The sequence below is a fragment of the Salinicoccus hispanicus genome, from assembly GCF_009831115.1.
GTDB lineage: Bacteria > Bacillota > Bacilli > Staphylococcales > Salinicoccaceae > Salinicoccus > Salinicoccus hispanicus.
Genome location: NZ_WUUK01000001.1, coordinates 108,060 through 128,133, shown reverse-complemented (window position 1 = coordinate 128,133; position 20,074 = coordinate 108,060). Strand labels below are relative to the sequence as shown.

Annotated in this window: 24 protein-coding genes; 5 read left to right on the top strand and 19 right to left on the bottom strand. The window is 47.9% G+C overall.

The annotated features are described in order from the left end of the window. Nucleotides 1–4: 4 nt before the first annotated feature. The 12 genes from GQ671_RS00635 to bshC form a co-directional block, all read right to left on the bottom strand. Complete coding sequence (locus tag GQ671_RS00635; RefSeq protein ID WP_160651127.1) at nt 5–646, bottom strand: YggS family pyridoxal phosphate-dependent enzyme; 642 nt, start codon at nt 644–646, stop codon at nt 5–7. Further along, on the bottom strand, nt 633–1,418 hold the full coding sequence (locus GQ671_RS00630; protein ID WP_160651124.1) for a polyphenol oxidase family protein: 786 nt from the start codon (nt 1,416–1,418) through the stop codon (nt 633–635). The genes GQ671_RS00635 and GQ671_RS00630 overlap by 14 nt, the downstream gene beginning before the upstream one ends. A 57-nt stretch (nt 1,419–1,475) precedes the next feature. Further along, nucleotides 1,476–2,603 carry a cell division protein FtsZ gene (gene ftsZ / locus GQ671_RS00625; RefSeq protein WP_160651121.1) on the bottom strand — a complete coding sequence of 376 codons (1,128 nt, stop codon included), beginning with the start codon at nt 2,601–2,603 and terminating at the stop codon, nt 1,476–1,478. 24 nt (nt 2,604–2,627) lie between these two features. After that, nucleotides 2,628–4,085, bottom strand: a complete 1,458-nt coding sequence (gene ftsA, locus GQ671_RS00620; RefSeq protein ID WP_160651117.1) for a cell division protein FtsA — start codon at nt 4,083–4,085, stop codon at nt 2,628–2,630. Nucleotides 4,086–4,201: 116 nt separating this feature from the next. Then, nucleotides 4,202–5,335, bottom strand: coding sequence for a cell division protein FtsQ/DivIB (locus tag GQ671_RS00615; RefSeq protein WP_160653432.1), 1,134 nt, complete (start codon nt 5,333–5,335; stop codon nt 4,202–4,204). 17 nt (nt 5,336–5,352) lie between these two features. Next, nucleotides 5,353–6,684, bottom strand: a complete 1,332-nt coding sequence (gene murD, locus GQ671_RS00610; RefSeq protein WP_160651114.1) for a UDP-N-acetylmuramoyl-L-alanine--D-glutamate ligase — start codon at nt 6,682–6,684, stop codon at nt 5,353–5,355. Next, nucleotides 6,685–7,647 carry a phospho-N-acetylmuramoyl-pentapeptide-transferase gene (gene mraY / locus GQ671_RS00605; RefSeq protein WP_160651111.1) on the bottom strand — a complete coding sequence of 321 codons (963 nt, stop codon included), beginning with the start codon at nt 7,645–7,647 and terminating at the stop codon, nt 6,685–6,687. A gap of 11 nt (nt 7,648–7,658) precedes the next feature. Continuing rightward, complete coding sequence (locus GQ671_RS00600; RefSeq protein WP_160651108.1) at nt 7,659–9,809, bottom strand: penicillin-binding protein; 2,151 nt, start codon at nt 9,807–9,809, stop codon at nt 7,659–7,661. Further along, nucleotides 9,796–10,167 carry a cell division protein FtsL gene (gene ftsL / locus GQ671_RS00595; protein ID WP_160651105.1) on the bottom strand — a complete coding sequence of 124 codons (372 nt, stop codon included), beginning with the start codon at nt 10,165–10,167 and terminating at the stop codon, nt 9,796–9,798. The genes GQ671_RS00600 and ftsL overlap by 14 nt, the downstream gene beginning before the upstream one ends. Nucleotides 10,168–10,178: 11 nt before the next feature. Then, nucleotides 10,179–11,108 carry a 16S rRNA (cytosine(1402)-N(4))-methyltransferase RsmH gene (gene rsmH, locus GQ671_RS00590; protein ID WP_160651102.1) on the bottom strand — a complete coding sequence of 310 codons (930 nt, stop codon included), beginning with the start codon at nt 11,106–11,108 and terminating at the stop codon, nt 10,179–10,181. 11 nt (nt 11,109–11,119) lie between these two features. Next, a complete protein-coding gene (gene mraZ / locus GQ671_RS00585) occupies nt 11,120–11,551 on the bottom strand; it encodes a division/cell wall cluster transcriptional repressor MraZ (protein ID WP_160653428.1) in 432 nt (143 codons plus the stop codon). Nucleotides 11,552–11,682: 131 nt separating this feature from the next. Beyond that, nucleotides 11,683–13,263, bottom strand: a complete 1,581-nt coding sequence (bshC, locus tag GQ671_RS00580; RefSeq protein WP_160651099.1) for a bacillithiol biosynthesis cysteine-adding enzyme BshC — start codon at nt 13,261–13,263, stop codon at nt 11,683–11,685. Nucleotides 13,264–13,375: 112 nt separating this feature from the next. Between bshC and GQ671_RS00575 the strand changes: the two genes are divergently transcribed. Further along, entirely contained in the window at nt 13,376–13,840 is a 465-nt protein-coding gene (locus GQ671_RS00575; RefSeq protein ID WP_160651096.1) for an N-acetyltransferase, read from the top strand. Nucleotides 13,841–13,904: 64 nt separating this feature from the next. Here the strand turns inward: GQ671_RS00575 and rpmF are convergent, their stop codons facing one another. Both rpmF and GQ671_RS00565 read right to left on the bottom strand, forming a co-directional pair. Next, complete coding sequence (gene rpmF / locus GQ671_RS00570) at nt 13,905–14,078, bottom strand: 50S ribosomal protein L32 (protein ID WP_145285141.1); 174 nt, start codon at nt 14,076–14,078, stop codon at nt 13,905–13,907. Nucleotides 14,079–14,080: 2 nt separating this feature from the next. After that, the gene (locus GQ671_RS00565) at nt 14,081–14,596 is read right to left on the bottom strand and encodes a YceD family protein (RefSeq protein ID WP_160651093.1); all 516 of its coding nucleotides are present in this window, start codon (nt 14,594–14,596) and stop codon (nt 14,081–14,083) included. A 137-nt stretch (nt 14,597–14,733) separates the two neighbouring features. Here GQ671_RS00565 and GQ671_RS00560 point away from each other — a divergent pair, with 137 nt between their 5' ends. Further along, nucleotides 14,734–15,870: a nucleotidyltransferase gene (locus GQ671_RS00560; RefSeq protein WP_160651089.1), complete on the top strand. Its 1,137-nt coding sequence runs from the start codon at nt 14,734–14,736 to the stop codon at nt 15,868–15,870. Here GQ671_RS00560 and coaD read toward each other — a convergent pair. Further along, nucleotides 15,857–16,342, bottom strand: a complete 486-nt coding sequence (coaD, locus tag GQ671_RS00555) for a pantetheine-phosphate adenylyltransferase (RefSeq protein ID WP_160651086.1) — start codon at nt 16,340–16,342, stop codon at nt 15,857–15,859. The two genes, GQ671_RS00560 and coaD, sit on opposite strands and share 14 nt — an antisense overlap. Then, nucleotides 16,342–16,884 carry a 16S rRNA (guanine(966)-N(2))-methyltransferase RsmD gene (gene rsmD / locus GQ671_RS00550; protein WP_160651083.1) on the bottom strand — a complete coding sequence of 181 codons (543 nt, stop codon included), beginning with the start codon at nt 16,882–16,884 and terminating at the stop codon, nt 16,342–16,344. The genes coaD and rsmD overlap by 1 nt, the downstream gene beginning before the upstream one ends. 60 nt (nt 16,885–16,944) lie before the next feature. On the opposite strand from rsmD, the gene GQ671_RS00545 reads away from it, so the two are divergent. Further along, complete coding sequence (locus tag GQ671_RS00545; RefSeq protein WP_160651080.1) at nt 16,945–17,316, top strand: DUF7147 family protein; 372 nt, start codon at nt 16,945–16,947, stop codon at nt 17,314–17,316. Nucleotides 17,317–17,318: 2 nt separating this feature from the next. Here the strand turns inward: GQ671_RS00545 and GQ671_RS00540 are convergent, their stop codons facing one another. Continuing rightward, on the bottom strand, nt 17,319–17,582 hold the full coding sequence (locus tag GQ671_RS00540) for a YlbG family protein (protein ID WP_160651077.1): 264 nt from the start codon (nt 17,580–17,582) through the stop codon (nt 17,319–17,321). A gap of 88 nt (nt 17,583–17,670) precedes the next feature. Here GQ671_RS00540 and GQ671_RS00535 point away from each other — a divergent pair, with 88 nt between their 5' ends. After that, nucleotides 17,671–18,591, top strand: a complete 921-nt coding sequence (locus GQ671_RS00535; RefSeq protein ID WP_160651074.1) for a glycerophosphodiester phosphodiesterase — start codon at nt 17,671–17,673, stop codon at nt 18,589–18,591. Between the two features lie 38 nt (nt 18,592–18,629). Here the strand turns inward: GQ671_RS00535 and GQ671_RS00530 are convergent, their stop codons facing one another. Beyond that, on the bottom strand, nt 18,630–19,055 hold the full coding sequence (locus tag GQ671_RS00530; protein WP_246153070.1) for a YlbF family regulator: 426 nt from the start codon (nt 19,053–19,055) through the stop codon (nt 18,630–18,632). Between the two features lie 157 nt (nt 19,056–19,212). On the opposite strand from GQ671_RS00530, the gene GQ671_RS00525 reads away from it, so the two are divergent. Next, nucleotides 19,213–19,569 carry a YugN family protein gene (locus GQ671_RS00525; RefSeq protein WP_160651069.1) on the top strand — a complete coding sequence of 119 codons (357 nt, stop codon included), beginning with the start codon at nt 19,213–19,215 and terminating at the stop codon, nt 19,567–19,569. A 43-nt stretch (nt 19,570–19,612) separates the two neighbouring features. Here the strand turns inward: GQ671_RS00525 and GQ671_RS00520 are convergent, their stop codons facing one another. Next, nucleotides 19,613–20,068, bottom strand: a complete 456-nt coding sequence (locus GQ671_RS00520) for a DUF420 domain-containing protein (RefSeq protein WP_322789447.1) — start codon at nt 20,066–20,068, stop codon at nt 19,613–19,615. Between the last annotated feature and the right edge of the window lie 6 nt (nt 20,069–20,074).

The following is a 20,074-nucleotide window of genomic DNA, read 5'->3' as shown; positions in this document are numbered from 1 at the left end:
GTTTTCACCTGCTCCCCATTAATTTGCTGCCAATACGCACATAGGTGGCACCATGCCTGAGAGCAACATGATAATCATTACTCATCCCCATGCTCAGCTCCTCCACCTGTATATTTCCGGAATTCTTTTCTTTCAGTGAATCCTTTAATATACGGAGCTGTTCGAATACCCAGGCGATCTCAGCTTCATCTTCTGTATGCGGCGCCATTGTCATCAGCCCGATGATTCTGATCCTGCTGTACGCCCGCATGTCATCGAGAAACCCGGGCACCTCTTCCGGTGATAGTCCATGCTTGCTCGACTCTCCTGAAACATTTACCTGTATAAAGCATTTTACAGTATGACTGCTGTATTGTTCAATTTTTTTAGCCACACTCATGCGATCGAGTGAATGCACATAATTGAGATGGTCGATGATATCCTTCACTTTACGCGACTGCAGTGTACCGATGAAATGTACTTCCGCATCCTCCGGCAGGGCCTCACGTTTTTCAAGAAACCCTTCGATCCGATTCTCTCCAAAATGCCGGACACCGGCATCGTAAGCCGCGAGTGCATCTTCGGCGGAATGGTATTTGGTAACCGCAATCAGCTTGGCCTGATCTCCGATTTCCTGCTTCAGCTTTTCATAGCTATCTCTGATCATCTTCGTACCTCCCGATAAACGCGAGTGCCCGACCGGTCTGTCCCTTTTCCAGACGATAGGAAAAGAACTGTTCGACATCTTCAGTTCCAAGTTCTGAAACATGGATGTTCTCCGGAAGCACACCTGCCTGCAGCGCCTGATGCCGATTGACGGTCTTCAGATCGAGATTGTATCCCGCTTCGTTCTGATCCACCGCATCGCTCGGCAACCCCACTTTCTCCACTTCATGGATGACTTTCGAATCTACAGTATAGCACGCCCCGTTGATCGCGACACCAATCATGATCGAGAGGTCTTTTGGGTCGTTGCCATATTCCCTGACCATCGTCCCGATGATATCATGTGCTGTCCCTCTCCACCCGGCGTGCAGGAGGGCTGTAAAGTCGTTCTTGCTGCTCCATACATGAACAGGTACACAATCTGCATAGTTCATGGTGAGGAGCAATCCGCGATCATATGTATACAGACCATCGACATCATGGAGGGCATCCGACAGCTCCCGGACATTCGTGCCGGCATCGTCAAGCCCCACTTCCTTGATGTTGGCACCATGCTTTTGGATCGGCAGCACCCAGCGGTCCGGGGCAAAGCCGATTTCATCAGCCAGCATATTCTGATGCTGGTGCACATTTACGGCATCATCGCCGATATATAGAGCCATATTGAAACTTTCTGATGGGTAATCACTATATCCATCCGTCCGCTTCGTATAGCCGAATAGTATATCATCGACCTTGGTGCCCACGTAATGCTTATGAATGTTCAACTTCATGTCCACACCTCAAAAAATAAGTCAGAAAGGCTTGCCCTTCTGACTTATGCTCTATTTCTATCTTCTGCGTCTTGAACGGTTTCTCAAGAACGTAGGCACTTCATAATCATCTTGTGAATCATTGTTTGTTTCTCTAGGTTCCGGTTCGCGTTCCGGCGTGCTTTCCTTGGAAGAAGTCGGATAAGTGAATGACTCACGTTTCTCTTCTTTTTCAGGTGTGCGGTTTACGGATTTCTCGTTGAACCCTGTCGCGATGACAGTAACAATGATCTCGTCTTCAAGCTCAGGGTTGATGACAGTACCGAAGATCATGTTGACATCTTCGTCTGCTGCATCCTGGACAACATCTGCTGCTTCCTGCGCTTCAAACAGCGACAGTGATTCGCCACCTGTAATATTCATCAGTACGCCTTGCGCGCCGACGATGGATGTTTCAAGGAGCGGGCTTGAAATCGCCTTTTTGGATGCTTCGATTGCACGGTTTTCACCGCTTGATACACCGATACCCATGAGTGCGGATCCCTGATTATACATGATTGTTTTGACATCGGCAAAGTCGAGGTTGACTTCACCACTGACAGCGATGAGGTCGGAAATACCCTGGACACCCTGTCTAAGGACGTTATCCGCTTCCTTGAATGCTTCCATCATTGGAGTGGATTTGTCCACGATATCAAGTAGACGGTCGTTCGGGATGACGATAAGTGTATCGACTGCCGCCTTCATTGCGTCTACACCTGCAGAAGCCTGTGTCTGGCGCTTTCTGCCTTCAAAGGAGAAAGGACGTGTAACAACACCGACTGTCAGTGCACCCATCTCTTTTGCGATTTTGGCAACGACTGGAGCAGCACCTGTACCTGTACCGCCGCCCATTCCAGCTGTAACGAACACCATGTCCGCACCCTGGATTGCATCTTCGATCTGCTCTCTTGACTCTTCAGCAGCTTTCTTGCCGATATCCGGATTTGCACCGGCACCGAGACCACGGGTCAGTTTCTCGCCGATCTGGATCTTGGATTCCGCTTTTGACAGGTTCAGCGCCTGTCCGTCTGTATTGATGGCAATGAACTCGACGTTCTGCATGCCATCATCGATCATGCGGTTGACTGCGTTGTTACCGCCGCCACCTACACCTACAACTTTCAATGTTGCCATATGGTTGAAACCTTGCTCGAATTCTAACATTTCCATTTCCTCCAGTCATTCATCTTACTCAAACAAATTTTTAAAGAACTTTTTCATGTATCCACGATAGTCTTTCTGTTCACCTTGACGCGTGTCTTCAGAGCGTTTTGTGACTGTTTCATCCGAACGCGTTTCATCATATGCGTAGTCGGCATACTCTGCTTCTTCCGGAGCAGACCCGCTGGTTTTTCCAGGTGGATACTTGTAGGTTTCCCCTGATTCCAGCTGACGGGTGTTATGTTCTTTCCGCTTGTTGAAAAGACCATTGAAAAAGCTGCCCGATGTCTCTTCGGATGCGTCATGTCGAGCATCCTCCGACTCCGTCTCATAATTATCAATTGTAACATACTCAAGAAGTTCATCAAACATAATTCCGCTTGATACGGTTGAAATGACACTTGAGAATTCCGGCTTGCGTGCACCCATCTGATTCGGGACGTGCACCCTGATCTTCTCGGATACAAGGTCCTGCATGAGCTCTTTGACTCCAAGGAGGTTGGCTGTACCGCCTGTAACGACAAAACCGCCATTGACCTTGGTGATCTTTTGCTGCTGAAGTGCTTCAAAGACACCCATGAGCATTTCTTCCAGTCTCATTTCGATGATATCCGCAAGGTCTTTCGGTGTCACTTCGATGTCCGGTTCGCCATCCCGCTGCGGTAGTCTGATGATATCCGCCTCGGAAGCGAGGTCATAGAATGCGTGTCCATACTGCTGTTTTGCCTTTTCGGCAGCTTCTGTCGGCGTGTTGAACGCTTCTGAAAGGTCGTTTGTAATATGATTGCCCCCGACAGGGATGCTGCCGGCATATCTCAGTGTGCCGCGTTCATAGTAGCCGAATTGTGTAAGATCTGCGCCGATATCAATCGCCACACCCCCAAGCTCCACCTCGGACTCGCTCAATATATGCTGATAGTTGACCGCATCGGAATAGACATCCAGGACTTCAAGGCCTGCATCCTCTACACATTTGACTGCGTTCATGAGCAATGTCCTATTGGCCAGAACGATGCCTGCGCGTACGAATAGTGATTGGGTCGCCATCATTTCTTTCGGATCCATCACTTCATGCAGGTCGTCAACCTTGAAATGGATGGGGTAGACGGTCACCACTTCACGGTCTCTATGGATTTCCCTTTCCCTCAGCGTTTCCAGGAGGTCTTCGATATGTGTACCATTGATTTCGGTGGAATTGCCGCCAAAACGCAACTCCTCCTCACTGAACTTGAATTCAGTTTCAGTAATCGGCATTTTTAAAAAGACTTCATCTATGTCGACTCCAGATGAGATCTTTGCCTTTTTAATCGTATCTATAATAGCATTTCTCGCCAGATCAAAATCTTTTATCTTCCCTTTGGATATGCCATCCGTAAAGGTCTGGCCAGTGCCAATGATGTTGACACCATCATGGAATTTCTCACCAACGACCGCCTTCACACTTGCGGAACCGATATCCAGGGCAACATAATAATGTTCCTTCAACTCATTTGCCTCCTAGCAAGCCTGTTTCAGCTTTCTATCATATAGTTTACATTATACTTTTTATATTGTGAACTATTTATGCATAATAGTCCAGTATAAAAACAGGCGGGGAATCATTATTCCCCGCCGCCGATTTCCGTAAGCTGATCTCTTACATCTGCCAGTGCCTGATTTACATCCTCGATGTATTTTGCCTGTACCGGCGTTTCGTAGATGCCCGATTTGACCTCTTCTGCCTCCTGGCTTCCATATGGCAGGAAGCTGCTGCCGATTTCAAAGTCGATGACACCCGAATTCGGATCTCCGATCTCCTTGCGGACACTTGGATAATAGTTCATCTTTTCATCTATCGTCCGGTAGTCTGCAACAATTTCCTGGCCGTCGTTCATGAACATGTGGATGCGTGTCGAAGAGTTTCCGGAAGGACGGTAGTATATCTCGGAAATGCCTTCCAGTATTTCATCATCTATCTTATCCAGATTCTCAACCAGCTGGTTGAATTCCCTGCCTTCAAAATAATGGAGTATGGGCGCCTTCTTCGGAGAAGATGGATAGCCCCTCAGTATCTGTGCATTCTCAAGAACCGGATAGTAGTCGGTATTATTGGCAACATACCCGAGCGCCCTGTATTCAGTCACAGTGACATTGATTGCACTCCACCAGTTCCTCTCCAGCTCGACATTATTGACAGCAGGCAAAAGCGCGATGTTCTCCCTGGCCTGTGACAGGTCTGCGCTGAACATTTTAGTCCCTTCATCAAAATGCAGCCGATCCTGTATCTCTTCATCACTGATCAGTTCGTTTCCGGAGATATTGATGTCTTTGATATCACTCGCACTGCTGAATACATACCAGATCAGCGTGCCGACGGAAATCAGCAGAACAAGCAGCAGCAGTATATAGAAATGCGCACGCGTGAACTTTGGACGGTGCCATTCGCGTTTTCTTCTCTGCTTCTTGTCTTTTCGTGGAAAAGTTTCGATTTCATCTTCATCTACAGAATGCTGCATCGAAGACTGCTTCTTTGCTTCCTCCATCAGCCTGCCGTGGAAAGTGGTGACCGCTTCTTCCTGTCCCGGCTCCCCATCACCCTGCCCGGGTGCATATCCAGATACATCACCATCGGATCCGCTTTGCTGTTCATCGGGAGGAGAGCCGCTGCTGAGGCGTTCACCCAGCACATGATTGTTCGATCCCCTCGTGCGCTTCAACTTCTGTTTCATTTCGTCTATGTCAGGTCTCTCACTCATCGGCTCACTCCCTTCTTTCATCTATCAAGCGTGCTGAACCCTTCCTTGAAGTGGTCGCCTCTTGCTTCGTAGTCCTTGTACTGGTCCCAGCTTGCACAAGCCGGAGAAAATAGGACGATATCTCCAGGCGCTGCATGCGCTGCCGCCACCTGCACTGCATCATAGGGATGTTCTGAAATCAGAACGGCCTTCCCGGTACTCTCGGCAAGCGCTTTGAACTTTTCCTTCGTCTCACCGAAAGTGATGATCATGCGCACGTTGTCCATATGCGGAACAAGCGATTCGAGCGATTGCCCCCGGTCAAGTCCGCCGGCAATCCAGATGATCTGCTCGTTGAAACTTTTCAGCGCAAAAGTGGTGGCCAGATTATTGGTCGCCTTGGAATCATTATAGTAGGATACACCTTCGTATTCGCCAAGATGCTCCATACGATGCGGGATGCTGCCGAAATACAGCAGTGTCTCCCTGATCGCTTCATCGGTCGCACCATGCCGTTTGGCAGCAAGCAGTGCTGCCAGAATATTTTCATGGTTATGATCGCCTTTCAGTTTCACCTGATCGACGTGGATCAGCGGCGTCCCTTTGTATGTGACCATGCCATCAACTATAGAGGCATCGCCGCCGTCCGAGGTGGAAAAATATTCGACATGCAGAGTGTCGGTGTCTTCCAGCATATTCCGCTGCGCTCCATTGAATACTACTATCTGCTGCCGACCCATATTGGACAGCAGGTTCATCTTCGCCTGTACATAGGCTTCCCGGCTGCCATGGTAGTCGATATGCGCTTCGTATATGTTGGTGAACACTGCCGTATCCGGCTGGAAATCCTTTATGCCCATCAGCTGGAAGGAAGAGAGTTCCATGACCAGGATGTTTTCCTTTGTAGCTTCGCTAACAGCCTCTGATGCCGGATATCCGATGTTTCCACACAATATTGGCGATAGACCTGACCGCTCAAGCATTTCACCGATCAGATGCGTGACTGTCGTCTTTCCATTTGTACCGGTTATGCCGATGATCGGTGCCTCAGACATATGATATGCAAGTTCAACCTCGGTTATAATCGGTATATTTCTTTCAGCAGCTGCCTGCAGAAACGGAATGGTATAGGGAATGCCCGGGTTCTTGACAATCAGCTCAGCATCATTCAGCAGACTCGTCGGATGGTGGCCATCCACGATTTCGACGCCCCACCCTTTCAACGTCTGGCGAACTTTTTCATCTGCGACGATTTCATTTGTCGTCAGAGTAACGACCGCACCGAGTGAAACAAGTGCCGAAACGGCACTTCTGCCACTCCTGCCATACCCGAGTACAACTACATTTTTATTTTCAAAACTGGCAGTCATCTACAACGCCCCCAATAGGACACCGATGGCACCGGCAATGATGCCGGCAGTCCAGAATACGATAACAATCTTCCACTCGCTCCAGCCGCCAAGCTCAAAGTGATGATGGATCGGTGTCATTCTGAATATTCTCTTGCCCGTCAGTTTGTACGAAGCCACCTGCAACATTACTGAAGCTGTTTCGACTACAAAAACGATTCCGATCAAAAGAAGCAGAAGACTCTCATTAAGCATGATCGAAACTGTGGCGATGATGCCGCCGAGCGCAAGGGAACCTGTGTCTCCCATGAACAGTTTTGCCGGGTATTTGTTAAAGACAAGAAATCCGAGCAGTGCGCCGATCATTATGAGGAGGAAAAGAGCGATTGCCATTTCTTCCTGCATGATTGCGATGACCAGGAAACTTGAAAAGGCGATGATGGACAGCCCTGTAGCCAATCCATCGAGGCCATCTGTCAGATTGACGGCATTTGAGAATCCCACCTGCCAGAAGACGATCCATAGCATGAACAGTACGCCGAGCGGAATATTGATATCCGTTGCCGGTATATGGATGCTCGTATCGATATCCGTAATTGCCTGGGTCATGATGAAATAGACGATGACGGAAACGATGATCTGTGCAAGAAACTTCTGTTTGGAGGATAGCCCCCTGTTGTCCTTCTTGACGACGATGATGTAGTCATCAATGAAGCCGATCAGGCCGAATCCGACTGTCACAATGACAAGGACCAGCATCTTGTATGCATCTTCCACCATCAGAAGTGCGATGATGGACAGGACGATGACCGGAATAAGATAGGTCAGTCCGCCCATTGTCGGTGTGCCCGTCTTTACCTGGTGGCTCTTCGGACCCTCGACGCGGATGGACTGTCCGAACTTCATCCGTTTCAGTAATGGTATGGTCACCGGCACCAGTATGACTGTGCTGATGAATGCGATGATTGGAAATAGATAGTTCATTTTGTCCTCCTCTAATCTTCGGGGTCATTGGATGATAGTGTGACTTCGATTGCTTCTTCGTTACTAAGAATGGTACCGGGCGCAATGGACTGGGATTTTACATATCCCTCTCCTTCTACGGTGACTTCAACACCGATGAAGTCGCCAAAAAGTATGACTTCCCGTTTGGACAGGCCTGCAAGATCAGGCATTGCCGCTTCTCCTTCAGTCTTGACGAAGAATGACTCGTATGGCAGAAGTGTGTCATTTTTAGGGTAGTGGTCCACCACCTCTTCTCCGTCGCCGATCACGACGGTCTGTATGGCAGCATCTGATGCAAATGGGATTTCCGTGAGGTTCTCGCCGGTATGGTCACCGACTTCGATCACTTCTGCCCCCTGCGCGCTCCCTGATTCCCCGACTGTCAGATATTTGAGCGTACGTTCCATCAGCGGATTGAATCCTGGCATGACACCGATATCCCACGTATCGGATTTATTTTTGGAAGCAAGTTTCACGCCGTAGTAGACGATGACTTCCGGATCGTCCTCCGGTGCGTAGCCGATGAATGAGGTCAGGAATTCGTAGGGCCCATCCATATATCCCCCGTTTTCTGGATCGATCACCTGTGCAGTTCCGGACTTGCCGGCCACTTCATAGTCATCGAGCAGATATTGCGGATTCCTCTCCATGGAACCGCCGACCATCGTATTGAGCTCTTCATGCGTTTTATCCGCTGCTTCTTCTGAGATGACCTGCCGCACCACTGTCTCTTTGCCCTGATGCAGCACTTCGCCTGTACCAGGGTCTGTGATCGATTCGATGACATACGGTTTCTTCATCTTTCCGCCGTTCAGGATTGCAGTCATGCCCTGGATCATCTGGATCGGAGTAACTGTTGAACCCTGGCCGAAGGATGTGGTTTTTCTCTGCAGTTCACTTTCCCAGGAAAGTGTGCCGGTCTGTTCATTCGGGAACTCGGAGCCGGTCGTTTCACCGAAGCCGAACTGTCTATAGTAGTCGAGCATCGCCTCTTCCCCGACCTTGTCCTGCAGCAGCATCATCAGAGCGTTGGAGGAATACTGCATGCCCTCATTATAGGTTATTTCTCCCCAGCCTTCCTTTTCCCAGTCATTGATCGTGTATCCATTGACATCGTAGGAACCGGATTCGTACAGTGCGTTCGGGTCATAGACGCCCGCATCGATTGCGGCAGCGAGACCGAACACCTTGAATGTCGAGCCCGGCTCGAAGGAGTACTGGTACAGCATGTTCAGCCAGCTGCTGCCGAATCCTTCACGGGTTCTCGGGTTGAAGGAAGGGCGCTGGCCACTGGCCAGGATCTCACCGGTTTCAGCATCCGCCACGACAGCAAACAGTTCCTCCGGTTCAAAGTGCTCCTCCATTATATCCAGGGAATCCTCAAGGTACAGCTGGATATTCGAATCGATCGTAAGCTTCATTTCTGCACCGTCTTCGGGTGGTTTGACCGTATCCGAGTTTGGTACGATGTATCCCCATAGATCCTGTGTATAGTCTATGGTGCCATCCTGGCCCTCAAGCACATCGTCATAGGCACGCTCCAGACCGAGCTGTCCATGCAGTTCATCCGTCCCCTCTTCCTGTTCGGCGTAGCCGACCAGATGGGACGCGAAATCCCCATTCGGATAGAAGCGTTTTGTTTCGGGTGTCAGGACGATGCCTGGAATGCTCCCGTCCTCCAGTGCATTTTTCTGGTTATAGGAAAGATCACGCCCTTCCTTGCCCAGTTCCACCTGGAACCGTTCATTTTCAATACCCTCTTCTATTCTTTCTTGTATATCTTCAGATGACATGTCTATGATTTCCGCCACTGCTTCAGCTGTTTTTTTAGGATCTGTGACGTGGTTCGGGTAATCCGCATCCGTAATCAATGCCAGGCGGTATGCTTCCATATCGCTTGCCAGAACGTTACCATGGCGATCCACTATATCTCCGCGTGCCGCCTCCCTGACGGCTGATCGTGTAAACTTGTCATGGCCATGGGCCACCAGATCTTCATCATCCAATGTTTTATGTACCATCAGATAGGAGAATTGCCAAAATATGCAAAGAAAAAGCACTCCTATACCAAGGTAGATTAGGAGCGCACCAACTGATAGTGTTTTAGTTTTCTCACCGAGCCTGATTCTAATCCTTGCCATACTTCTCAGCAACCTTTACATTTCCATTGTCCAGTTCAAGTCCGAGTTCATTCGCTTTTTCATAGATTCTGTCATATGAAGCAAGATCGGTCACTTCCGTTTTAAGCTCACTGATCTCGCCTTCCCTGATGGCAATCTCACTCTCAACCTGGGTGTTTTCGGTCTGTAGTGTATATGCTTCCATCTTGAGCGAAAGTACGTAGATTGCAGCTGCTGCAATCAATGCCATCAGTAGCAGATATGCAAGTGCTTCAAATTTCTTGATGCCAATGACGCGTCTGGCTTTCCTGGTCCCATGAATCTGTTCCTGCTCTATCTGAGGACGCGGCAGGGTCTGCTGGTAACGTTCTACTGCCATAATAACACTCCCTATTTCTGCTTCTCTGCAATTCTTAGTTTCGCACTGCGTGCACGTGGATTGTCTTCCACTGCCATGTCATCTGCAACAATCGGTTTTTTGTTGACACGCTTCAGAATGGGTTCATAGGCTTCGGGAATGATCGGCATATTGCGAGGCAGTTCAGGTCCGGATTCATATTCCATGAACATCTGCTTGCAGATTCTGTCCTCAAGGGAATGGAATGTAATCACTGAGACGCGACCACCTTTATTCAGAAGGCCGATTGCCTGCTCAAGAGAACGTTCGAAGACGCCAAGTTCATCGTTCACTGCGATTCTCAGTGCCTGGAAGACACGCTTGGCCGGGTGACCGCCTGTTCTTCTGAACTTGTGCGGTATCTGCGATTTGATGATCTCTGTAAGTTCAACAGTTGTTTCAATGGGCTTCACAGCACGCAGACGTTCAATCTCCCGTGCAATCTTCTTGGAAAATTTCTCTTCCCCGTATCTGAAGAAGATGCCTGTCAGCTGTTCATAGGAATATGTATTGACAATCTCATATGCATCCAGAGACTGGCTCTGATCCATCCGCATATCGAGCCTTGCCTCTTTGGAGTGGCTGAATCCTCTTTCTGTAATATCCAATTGTGGGCTTGAAACCCCAAGATCATACAATATACCATCGATTCCCGTAATGCCTTTTTCGGAAAGCGCTTCTTTCAAATATTCAAAGTTGGAATGTATAAGTGTGAGGTTACCACTGTCTTTTAATTTTTCCTCTGCGTTCTGAATTGCCAGGCTATCCTGATCAAAAGCGAACAGGTGTCCTGTCGTCAGTTGTTCGAGAAGATAGGCACTGTGCCCGCCACCACCTAGTGTGGCATCGACATAAATGCCGTCCGGGCGTATATTCAGCCCGTCCACTGTCTCTTCCAATAGAACGGTATCGTGCCTGAACATATCCTCACATCCTATAAATCAAAGTCTATCAATTCTTCTGCTATATCTTCATAATGGGATTCCGAATGATCATAGAATGATTCCCATTTTTCAGTACTCCATATTTCAATTCTCTGTGAAACGCCAATAATCGTACATTCTTTCGTCAGTTCAGCATAATCTCTTAAATTCTGTGGAATGTTGATTCTGCCCTGTTTGTCGACTTCGACTTCGGTTGCACCTGAAAAGAACATTCTCATGAACTTTCTGGCATCCCTTTTTGTCAGTGGCAGGGTATTCATTTTCTTTTCAATCTGTGCCCATTCTTCCATTGTGTAGCCGAACAGGCAATGATCCAGGCCTCTTGTGATGATGAACTGCTTGTCAAGGGCATCCCTGAACTTGCTGGGAACGATCAAGCGTCCTTTTGCATCGAGCTGATGCTTGAATTCTCCCATGAACATCGAATCACCTCGCCTATACAAATAATTTACCACATCTCCCCACTCTGTACCACATATTATGTGCATTTGTGTGAATTTAATTACTTAACATGAAAAAAGACAGTTCCCATCAGAAGGAAACTGCCGTTATACTAGACGCCTTTTATAATTGTCAGTTCTGTCGTATAGCTTAAAGCACGGGGATCAACTACCGGGAACATCCATGGATGGTAGACCCGCTCCTGCAAAGCCCCACCAGGCATGATTCTCTCCGCCACTTCCTCAAGATCATTAAGCTTGCTTCTCAGTGTCTTTTTCACTTCCAGCTGGTATCTCCGCTTCAGATATGCAAGCTGCTTCTGGTGTACTTTCACGTTTGCTTCGATCAGATGCTGATACTGCTCCCGTCCGGCAGTATCCGATAATGCCGCGTAGTCGCCTTCAAGTCTTGTACCTATATCATCCACCGCATCGAGGAACTCGTGGTCGGTGGCATCGGCTACAAGCCTTTCCTTTTCCTCTTCCACATCTGCATGCAGCCTTTTCGATACTTGGAGATCATATTTGGCAAGCAGCTTGGCAAGCCGCATATCTTCGTGGATGATCTCCATACGTTTCAATACGATCGGCATCGGAACAGCCATCGCTTCAAATACTTCATGGAGCTCTCCCCAGTACTTCACCTCGGCGCCGCCGCCAGCGAATATGAGCGTATTGAACAGCATCTCCTGCATGAGTGGCCTGGTTACGACATTATTGCTGAACGTTTCAGGCGTATCTCCAAGCCTTTCGATCAGTGTCTCCTTATCGACTGGACCTTTGTCGGTCTCAAACCAGCCATCTTCCGTCGTCAGCAGGGTTCTGCTTCCTTCGGAACCGGTGAACAGATGGACATTGGTTTCGGTCTCTATCATCGGGGACAGCCCAAGTGTTTCATTGAATTTCTTCTGTCCGCTTCTGAATGACTGGTCTATCTTTTCATGCTGGTTGATCATGCGTTCAAATATCGGGACTTCGAATGCACGCGCAGCCTCACCGTGGGCGTTGAAGATGAGCAGCCCTTCCTCCTTGAACACATCATGGACGAGCGCATGGAACAGTTCGGTCCAGTACTCATTCTGATGGATCATCTCAATGATGCGGTTCTTCTTATGATGCAGCAGACCGGAATCGCCGCACGCTTCGATGATTGCGAGAAGGGTCTTCTCCATCTCGACAGGATCATATCTATAGAAACCGAGACTCATCGGTACCGTCAAGTTCGGTTTATAGGAGATCTTGCGCCGTCTTCTATGCCGCTTGTCATAGACATGGGTATGATTCACCTCGTCGAAATCGTGATCTTCCCCGGCGACCCAGAATACGGGTACTGCTTCATAGTCATGCTGTGCTTTGATTTCTTCTGTCAGCACAAGCAGTGTGATGATCTTGTGCATGATGTAGCTTGGGCTCATGAACAGGCCGGCCTGCTGTCCGCCGATGATGACACGGTGCCCCTCTCCGAGTTTTTCTATGTTGTCGCGCTGGGCATCACTCAGGCCGTATTGCTCCATGTCATCCTGTATGATACTGGCAAGCTTCTGTGTATGCGGATGTACGGGCCGATCGAGCACCTTTTTTATACTTTCCGCATCATAGGAAAGATGATCATAGAACTGCAGCGTTCCCTGTTCTTTATTATTAAAGTGTTTTGTAAATTCATCCTGTCCGAAATGCAAACATTCAATTTCCATAATCCGTCTCCTTCTTCGGGGTAGTAATTAGATTATAAATATTAAAGACATATAAAACAATTGAACGGTTTTGAAGAAATATACTATAATGAAACCAAAGGAGAGAATAAAAATGTCAGAAGTGAAACATCTAGCAATCAATTATAAAACCGTAGAAGATTTCAAGAAATTCCGTGAGTATGGTGCGCAGGAACTGCATATGATGAAAGAAATGGAAGGCAATATGATTGATGCTGATATCGACTCCCCATTCTATGGCATCTACGTCGGCGATACACTGGCCGCCCGCATGTGCCTGTACCGTAAAGAGGACGAACAGCAGCCCATATTCGATCCACCTCATGACTATATGGTCATCTGGAAGCTTGAAGTACTCGAAAAGTACCAGGGCCGCGGGTTCGGTAGCCAAATGATAGAGTTCGCCAAAGACTATGGACTGCCTATCAAGGCAATCAGCCGCCAGAATGCACGCGGATTCTTTGAAAAGCATGGCTTTGAAATGATGAAGTATGATATTGAAAGGGACATGGCGGATGATCCGTTGATCTTTTATCCGGAAGGCTATGTACTGAACTGAATATGAAAGCACAAAAAGTCGCTGACGGATTCATTCCGTCAGCGACTTTTTCATGTCGTATCAATTAGTTTGCTACGACATCTTCACCTTTATAGCTGCCGCATTCTTTGCATACACGGTGGGAAAGTTTCATTTCTCCACAGTTTGGGCATTCCACCATACCAGGCACTGAAAGTTTCAGGTGCGTACGGCGTTTTCTTTTGCGTGTAATTGAGGTTCTTCTTTTTGGTACTGCCATTTCTATTCCTCCTTATTCTCACTGTCGTCTAGCAGTGATTTCAACTTTGCCATTCTCGGATCCACTTTTTCCGCGTCTTCCGTCAGTTCCTCTTCCTTTACAACTGACCAGTTGCTACCACCTGTCAGTGTTTCATCACTTTTGGTGATGACAAAAGGAATATTGACGACAATCAGTTCACGGACAATGGGTTCGAGATCCAAAGTATGGGTCACTGGATGAACATTTTCAGCCAGTTCGTCGGTCTCGCCCGGCTCTTCAACGAACACTTCCTGTGATTCGATATGAAGGGGTACTTCTATATCTTCAGAAGTACGGCTATCGAGCATGTTGACCACTGTATCTATCGTGAGATCGACCAGAATCTCACGATTCCGTATATGGATTTCACCTTCCACTGAAGTCTCTCCAGTACCAGTGACATCCTTGCGATCTGTTAGTTCTCCGAACTGGACCTTTTCATTTACAGCGATTGATTTCTGATTGAACTTATTAAGCTGTGTTAATGACCATCTCATATAGTTTCACCTCTTATGAGCACAAAAAACATTGTACCTTCAACAAGGTTTTCTGTCAAGTTTTTTTCTTAACACTACGCATTACCCCAATGGTATTTTCTGTTACAATATCATTGAAGAGAAAGGAGTGTCTAACCATGATTATTACATCTTTAATTACTGAATACAATCCTTTTCATAATGGACATATCCATCATATCGAAGCATCCAGACGGCTGACCGGAGCAGACGTTGTCATTGCAATCATGTCCGGTAATTTTACACAGCGCGGTGAAATTGCCGTTGCCGACAAGTTCACACGGGCGCAGACTGCAATAAAGCATGTCGACCTTGTAGTCGAGCTGCCCATGCCATGGGCAATAAGCTTTGCCGATGACTTTGCACGCGGCGGCGTGCACGTTGCAGACCTCCTCGGCAGTGACCATATCGTATTCGGCAGCGAGTCCGGGGATATCGATGCATTGCATCATACGTACCGGAAGCTTAAAGACCAGAACATAAAGGAGAAGATGGAACAGTCGATGAAGCAGGGCTACAGCTATCCCCGGGCCATCAACCAGGCCATCGGCTCCGATATCTTCACCGGTGCCAATAATACACTCGGTCTGTCCTATCTGCGGGCAATTGATTCACTCGGTTCCAAAATCACTCCGCTGACCATACCGAGGCTCGGCAACCAGTATAGTGAGACCACCCTGTCCGAATCCCGCTTCTCCAGTGCCACGAGTCTGAGACTGGCGATCCAGGAAGGCCGGATTGAGGAAGCATCACGATACATGCCGGAGGAACTCGCACGTCTCATCCATGCGAACGGCCCGATGAACAATGAAGTTCTGTTCGACACTCTGAAACTGCTCATCCAGCGCAGTACACCGCAATCCTTGCGTGAAATCTATATGATGACCGAGGGCATCGAGTACAGGCTGCTGGCCAAAATCAGGAAACATCATTCCTATGGCGATTTCCTCGCGGACGTCAAGACGAAACGCTATACAATGACACGGCTCAACCGTCTCATGATCTATATACTGCTTAATATCACAAAGTCGCAGATGGCAGCAATACAAATGACCGATGCAGTCAGAGTGCTGGCCATGAACCGTACCGGACAGGCCTTCCTGAAGACGCTGCCTGAAGACCTTGAAGTCATCACCAACGTCAACAGCAAAAACAGCGAACTTGTACAGAACGACATCATGGCCACCGACATCCATAACATCTACAGTGGTTCGGATCGGAACGACTTCAATACACCGGTCATCATTGCAGATTGAACTTCTGTTTCAGGGCGTCTTCCACAAGCGGTGGCACCAGATCCTCTATTTTACCGCCATACTTGGCCACCTCTTTGACAATGGATGACGAAATGAATGAATAGTTGTTGTTGGTCATCATATATATCGTTTCTATCGAGCTGTTCAGCTTCCGGTTCATGGAAGTCAGCTGCATCTCGTACTCGAAGTCGCTTACTGCCCGCAGACCCCTTACAATCGCCTCGGCTCCCACTTCCTCACAGAAGTCGATCAACAGCCCGTTGAAGCTTCTCACCTCGACATTCGGCAGATGGGCGGTCACCTCTTCTATGAGTGCCACCCGCTCTTCTGTGGAGAATAGCCCCTCTTTTGATGAATTTTTCAAAACCGAGACATACACATTATCGAAAATCTTGCTTGTCCGTTCTATTATATCAAGATGACCATAGGTGATCGGATCGAAACTTCCTGGACATACTGCAGTTCTGCTCATTATAGTTCCCCTTCTTTCGTCAGTACATTGATGCGGATGGTGCCGTAGACTGCTTCTCTCAGACTGGCATGCCCGGGTGTCTGGTAAACCTCGTCTTTGTGGGTCTCAACAACTATCCGGCCGCCCTCGGCCAGTATATCAAGTGAGTCGATCAGTTCGAGTGATGTCACGACCATACCCTTATGATACGGGGGATCCAGGAAAACCAGATCAAAACGTCTGTCCCTCTTACTCATTGCCCGAAGCGCCCGACGATAATCATTGCGGAATATCTCCACCGGTTCATCGATACCTGAAGTGTTTTCCTTTATGATGCCGATGGCGTCTTTCGCCCCATCTATGAACATGGCTTCATCCGCGCCCCGGCTCAGCGCTTCGATACCGAGCGCCCCGCTCCCGGCAAATAGATCGAGGACACTGCCCTCGATCGGGCCGAGTATGTTGAAGATGTTTTCCCGCACCTTGTCGGTTGTCGGTCTTGTATCATTCGATTTCAGTACCGCAAGTTTTTTTGTTTTATACTTTCCGCTGATTATTCTCATGAGAAACCTGCTTTCTTTCCTTACATGGTTGGTTTAGAATGATGAATGGGAGTTGATAAAATGCAGAAATTCATCACACTTGGTGAAGGTCATGGCGACCTTTTCGAGCTTGAGGCACTGATCGGGAATAATCATGGAAGAATCAGTAAAGGCATCTTCCTTCATACAGCAGAAGGCATGTCGACATTTCTTCTCGTCATGTCACCGGTCCGTGGAAATTTCCAGGCCATATACACCATCTACAGAGGCATCCTTTATAAGGATGGCGCAGGGAAGAAATACAAGATGATCGATGAATGGTGCCGCAAGCATGACATTCCAGTCATAGAATTCTCAACACGGGATCCGGAAGACTTCCACGAAAGGGAGCAGTTCTACCAGTATATTACCGGCGTGCTGCGCCTGAACCATCTGATTCCGCCTCTGAACTGAAATCAGATGACCCGATAGTCCTTCGACTCGAAATTCTCGGTGCCGTATTCCCTTTTGATATTCGGATATTCGCTTGCCACTACATCACTGACATACTTCAACCGGTTCAAGGCTTCCATTGTTTGAGAGAGGTCGGTTTCGTATATATATAGTAATAAGTACTTTTTTTCCTTATTGACGTATATGAGATGGCCGTATCGTTTCAATTGTCGTATGAATTTATTTTGTTTAAAATAAATATATATGCCGATGCGTTTCTCAAGCATACTACCCCACCTTATATATTTTTATACAGTTATGATACCATGGAAATAAGAAGTTTTAAATGAAACTATAATTGGAGGCATAATTACTATGAAAAAGTGTACAAAGAGCCTACTTGCAGCAATCGGGATCACAGGCGGACTGATCGGCGGACTATGGGTCGGAACCAAAGTCACCAGAGAACCGAAGATCAGGGACATCAAGCCGTACTTCAGACACCGCTCACCCTACGTTTTTGCACACCGCGGCGGCATGGGTCTGGCACCGGAGCATACCATTGCAGCCTTCGATAAAGCCAGCAAATTCGATGTCGATGGATTTGAAGTCGATATCCGTATGACAAAGGATGAGGAGATTGTCGTCTTCCATGATGCCTATGTGGACCGGACTTCAAATGGTGCCGGACGCATAAGCAACCTGACACTCGACGAACTGAAGAAGCTCGACTTCGGCTACCACTTCCGGGACGCAGAAGGCAACCATCCTTACAGGGAATCAGAAGATGCACGCATCATAACACTCAGGGAACTGATCGAGAGGTATCCGGACAAGCTCATCAATATCGATATCAAGGATGATCCTAATTCATATGAAGGCAGTCTGATGCCAAGCCTGCTCTATCGTCTGATCGATGAACTGGATGTCCAGGACCGCGTACTCATCACAAGCTTCTACGATGCACAGATTGACCGTTTCCAGCTCTACTCCGGCGATGATATTGCACTCGGCTCAGGTGAAGAGCAGGTCAGAAACGCCTATCTGGCATATGCTTCAGGATTCAAGCATCTGTTCAGCCCTAAAGCGGACACTTTCCAGATCCCGCCACGCTACAACAACATTCCACTGAACAAGGAAGGTTTCATAGACTACCTGCAGAGTCTGAACATTGCGGTCGGATACTGGGTCATCAATGAAATGGACGAAATGGATGAACTGATCCAAAAAGGCGCACACACAATCGTAACCGACTATCCGGACATCAGCCATCACCTGATGAATGAAAGATATTAGAAAAGGCTCCCCTGATGATGGGGAGCCTTTCGTATGTTCTAGCCTGCGCTTTGGCATCCACAGCTGCCACCTGTAGAGCATCCCGACTCCCCGGATACGGAGAAGAACGGGTTGCTGCTGACTACATTGACATTGCTGCTGACACTGGTGCTTACATGATAGAGCACTTCGTCAAGCAGAGCCTGGAGCTGATATTCGGACCTTCTGTATTCCATGATGACGGGGTGCATATCCAGTTTCTTTTTGAACTGGTTGATCTCCCGCCGTTTAGTACTGAAATCGGGATGATATCTGCCAAATCGCTGGACTTCTTCAAAATCCAGCTTCAGACGTGTAAACTGATCTATGAGCTGTGACACTTCCTTATCTTCCTCAAGAAGTGCACGATATCTGCAATACTGCTGATAGGCTTCGGTCTGCCTTATTTTTTCATTTAAGGCATCGAGCTGATCTAGAATTTCCATTTCTGTTTCTGTAACCATTTACAACACCTCACTCACATAGTATCACAGATTCATGGTTTTCAACCACAAGCATTTGCAGTTTTCAAATACCATTTGCAACTGTCGGGACAATAGATTAAAATTAAAGTAATGGAAAAATGCTTAGGGAGGAAAATTCATGGTTTTCGAAAATTCTACTCTTGAGACGATGCTCGTTTCTCAGGATATACTGCAAGATGTTATGAATAAGAACGGACTTGTACTCGGTGGTGCATGGGATTATGAACGGATGACTTTCGATTATAAATATGAAGTGCCGGAAGGCATCTTTTATCTGCGTATTCCCGGCTATGCTGTGGAGGGGGACGTCGGTGCTAAAAGTGCCATCCTTCAGCTGATGGACCCGTACATGGGCAAGCACTACTACCCGACGGGCCTCGAGTACGGAAGCGATGAACACTTCCCTGAACGACTCGTAGATCATGCGGTACAGAAAATCAGAGCTGTCGCACAGGATCTGAAAGCAATCTCATAAACTTTCATGTAAAAAAGGGCTGCTCATATGAGCAGCCCTTTTTCTATCCTTGAAGGATGGCTTTGATCAGTGAAGTCGTCTCTCCGCCTGGGTAGAGTATATAAAGCAGTACATAGACCATGACACCTGTAATGGCTGTACCGAACCAGATGGTCGACGCCCATGGGGCGATCTTCCTATGCGGTGCAAGCTTTCTCTTATAGCCCAGATAGACCTGGACACCACCGAGGGCGCCCCCTGTCGTGGCCAGTATGATATGGAATATCAGAAACACCGTATAGAAAGGGACGAGACCTTCCGGCCCACCAAATGCCGTGTTTCCTATGAATACAGTCCTTGAGGCATAGATGATGAAAAAGACCAGTGCGCTGACTGCTGCATATGTCATCATCTTCTGATGTTCTGCAATCTGTCCATTTCTGACTTTGACGATGCCTACGGCCATGAAAACTGCACTGACTACAATGAATAATGTACTGATGGTCGGTAAAATATGCACGGTGAG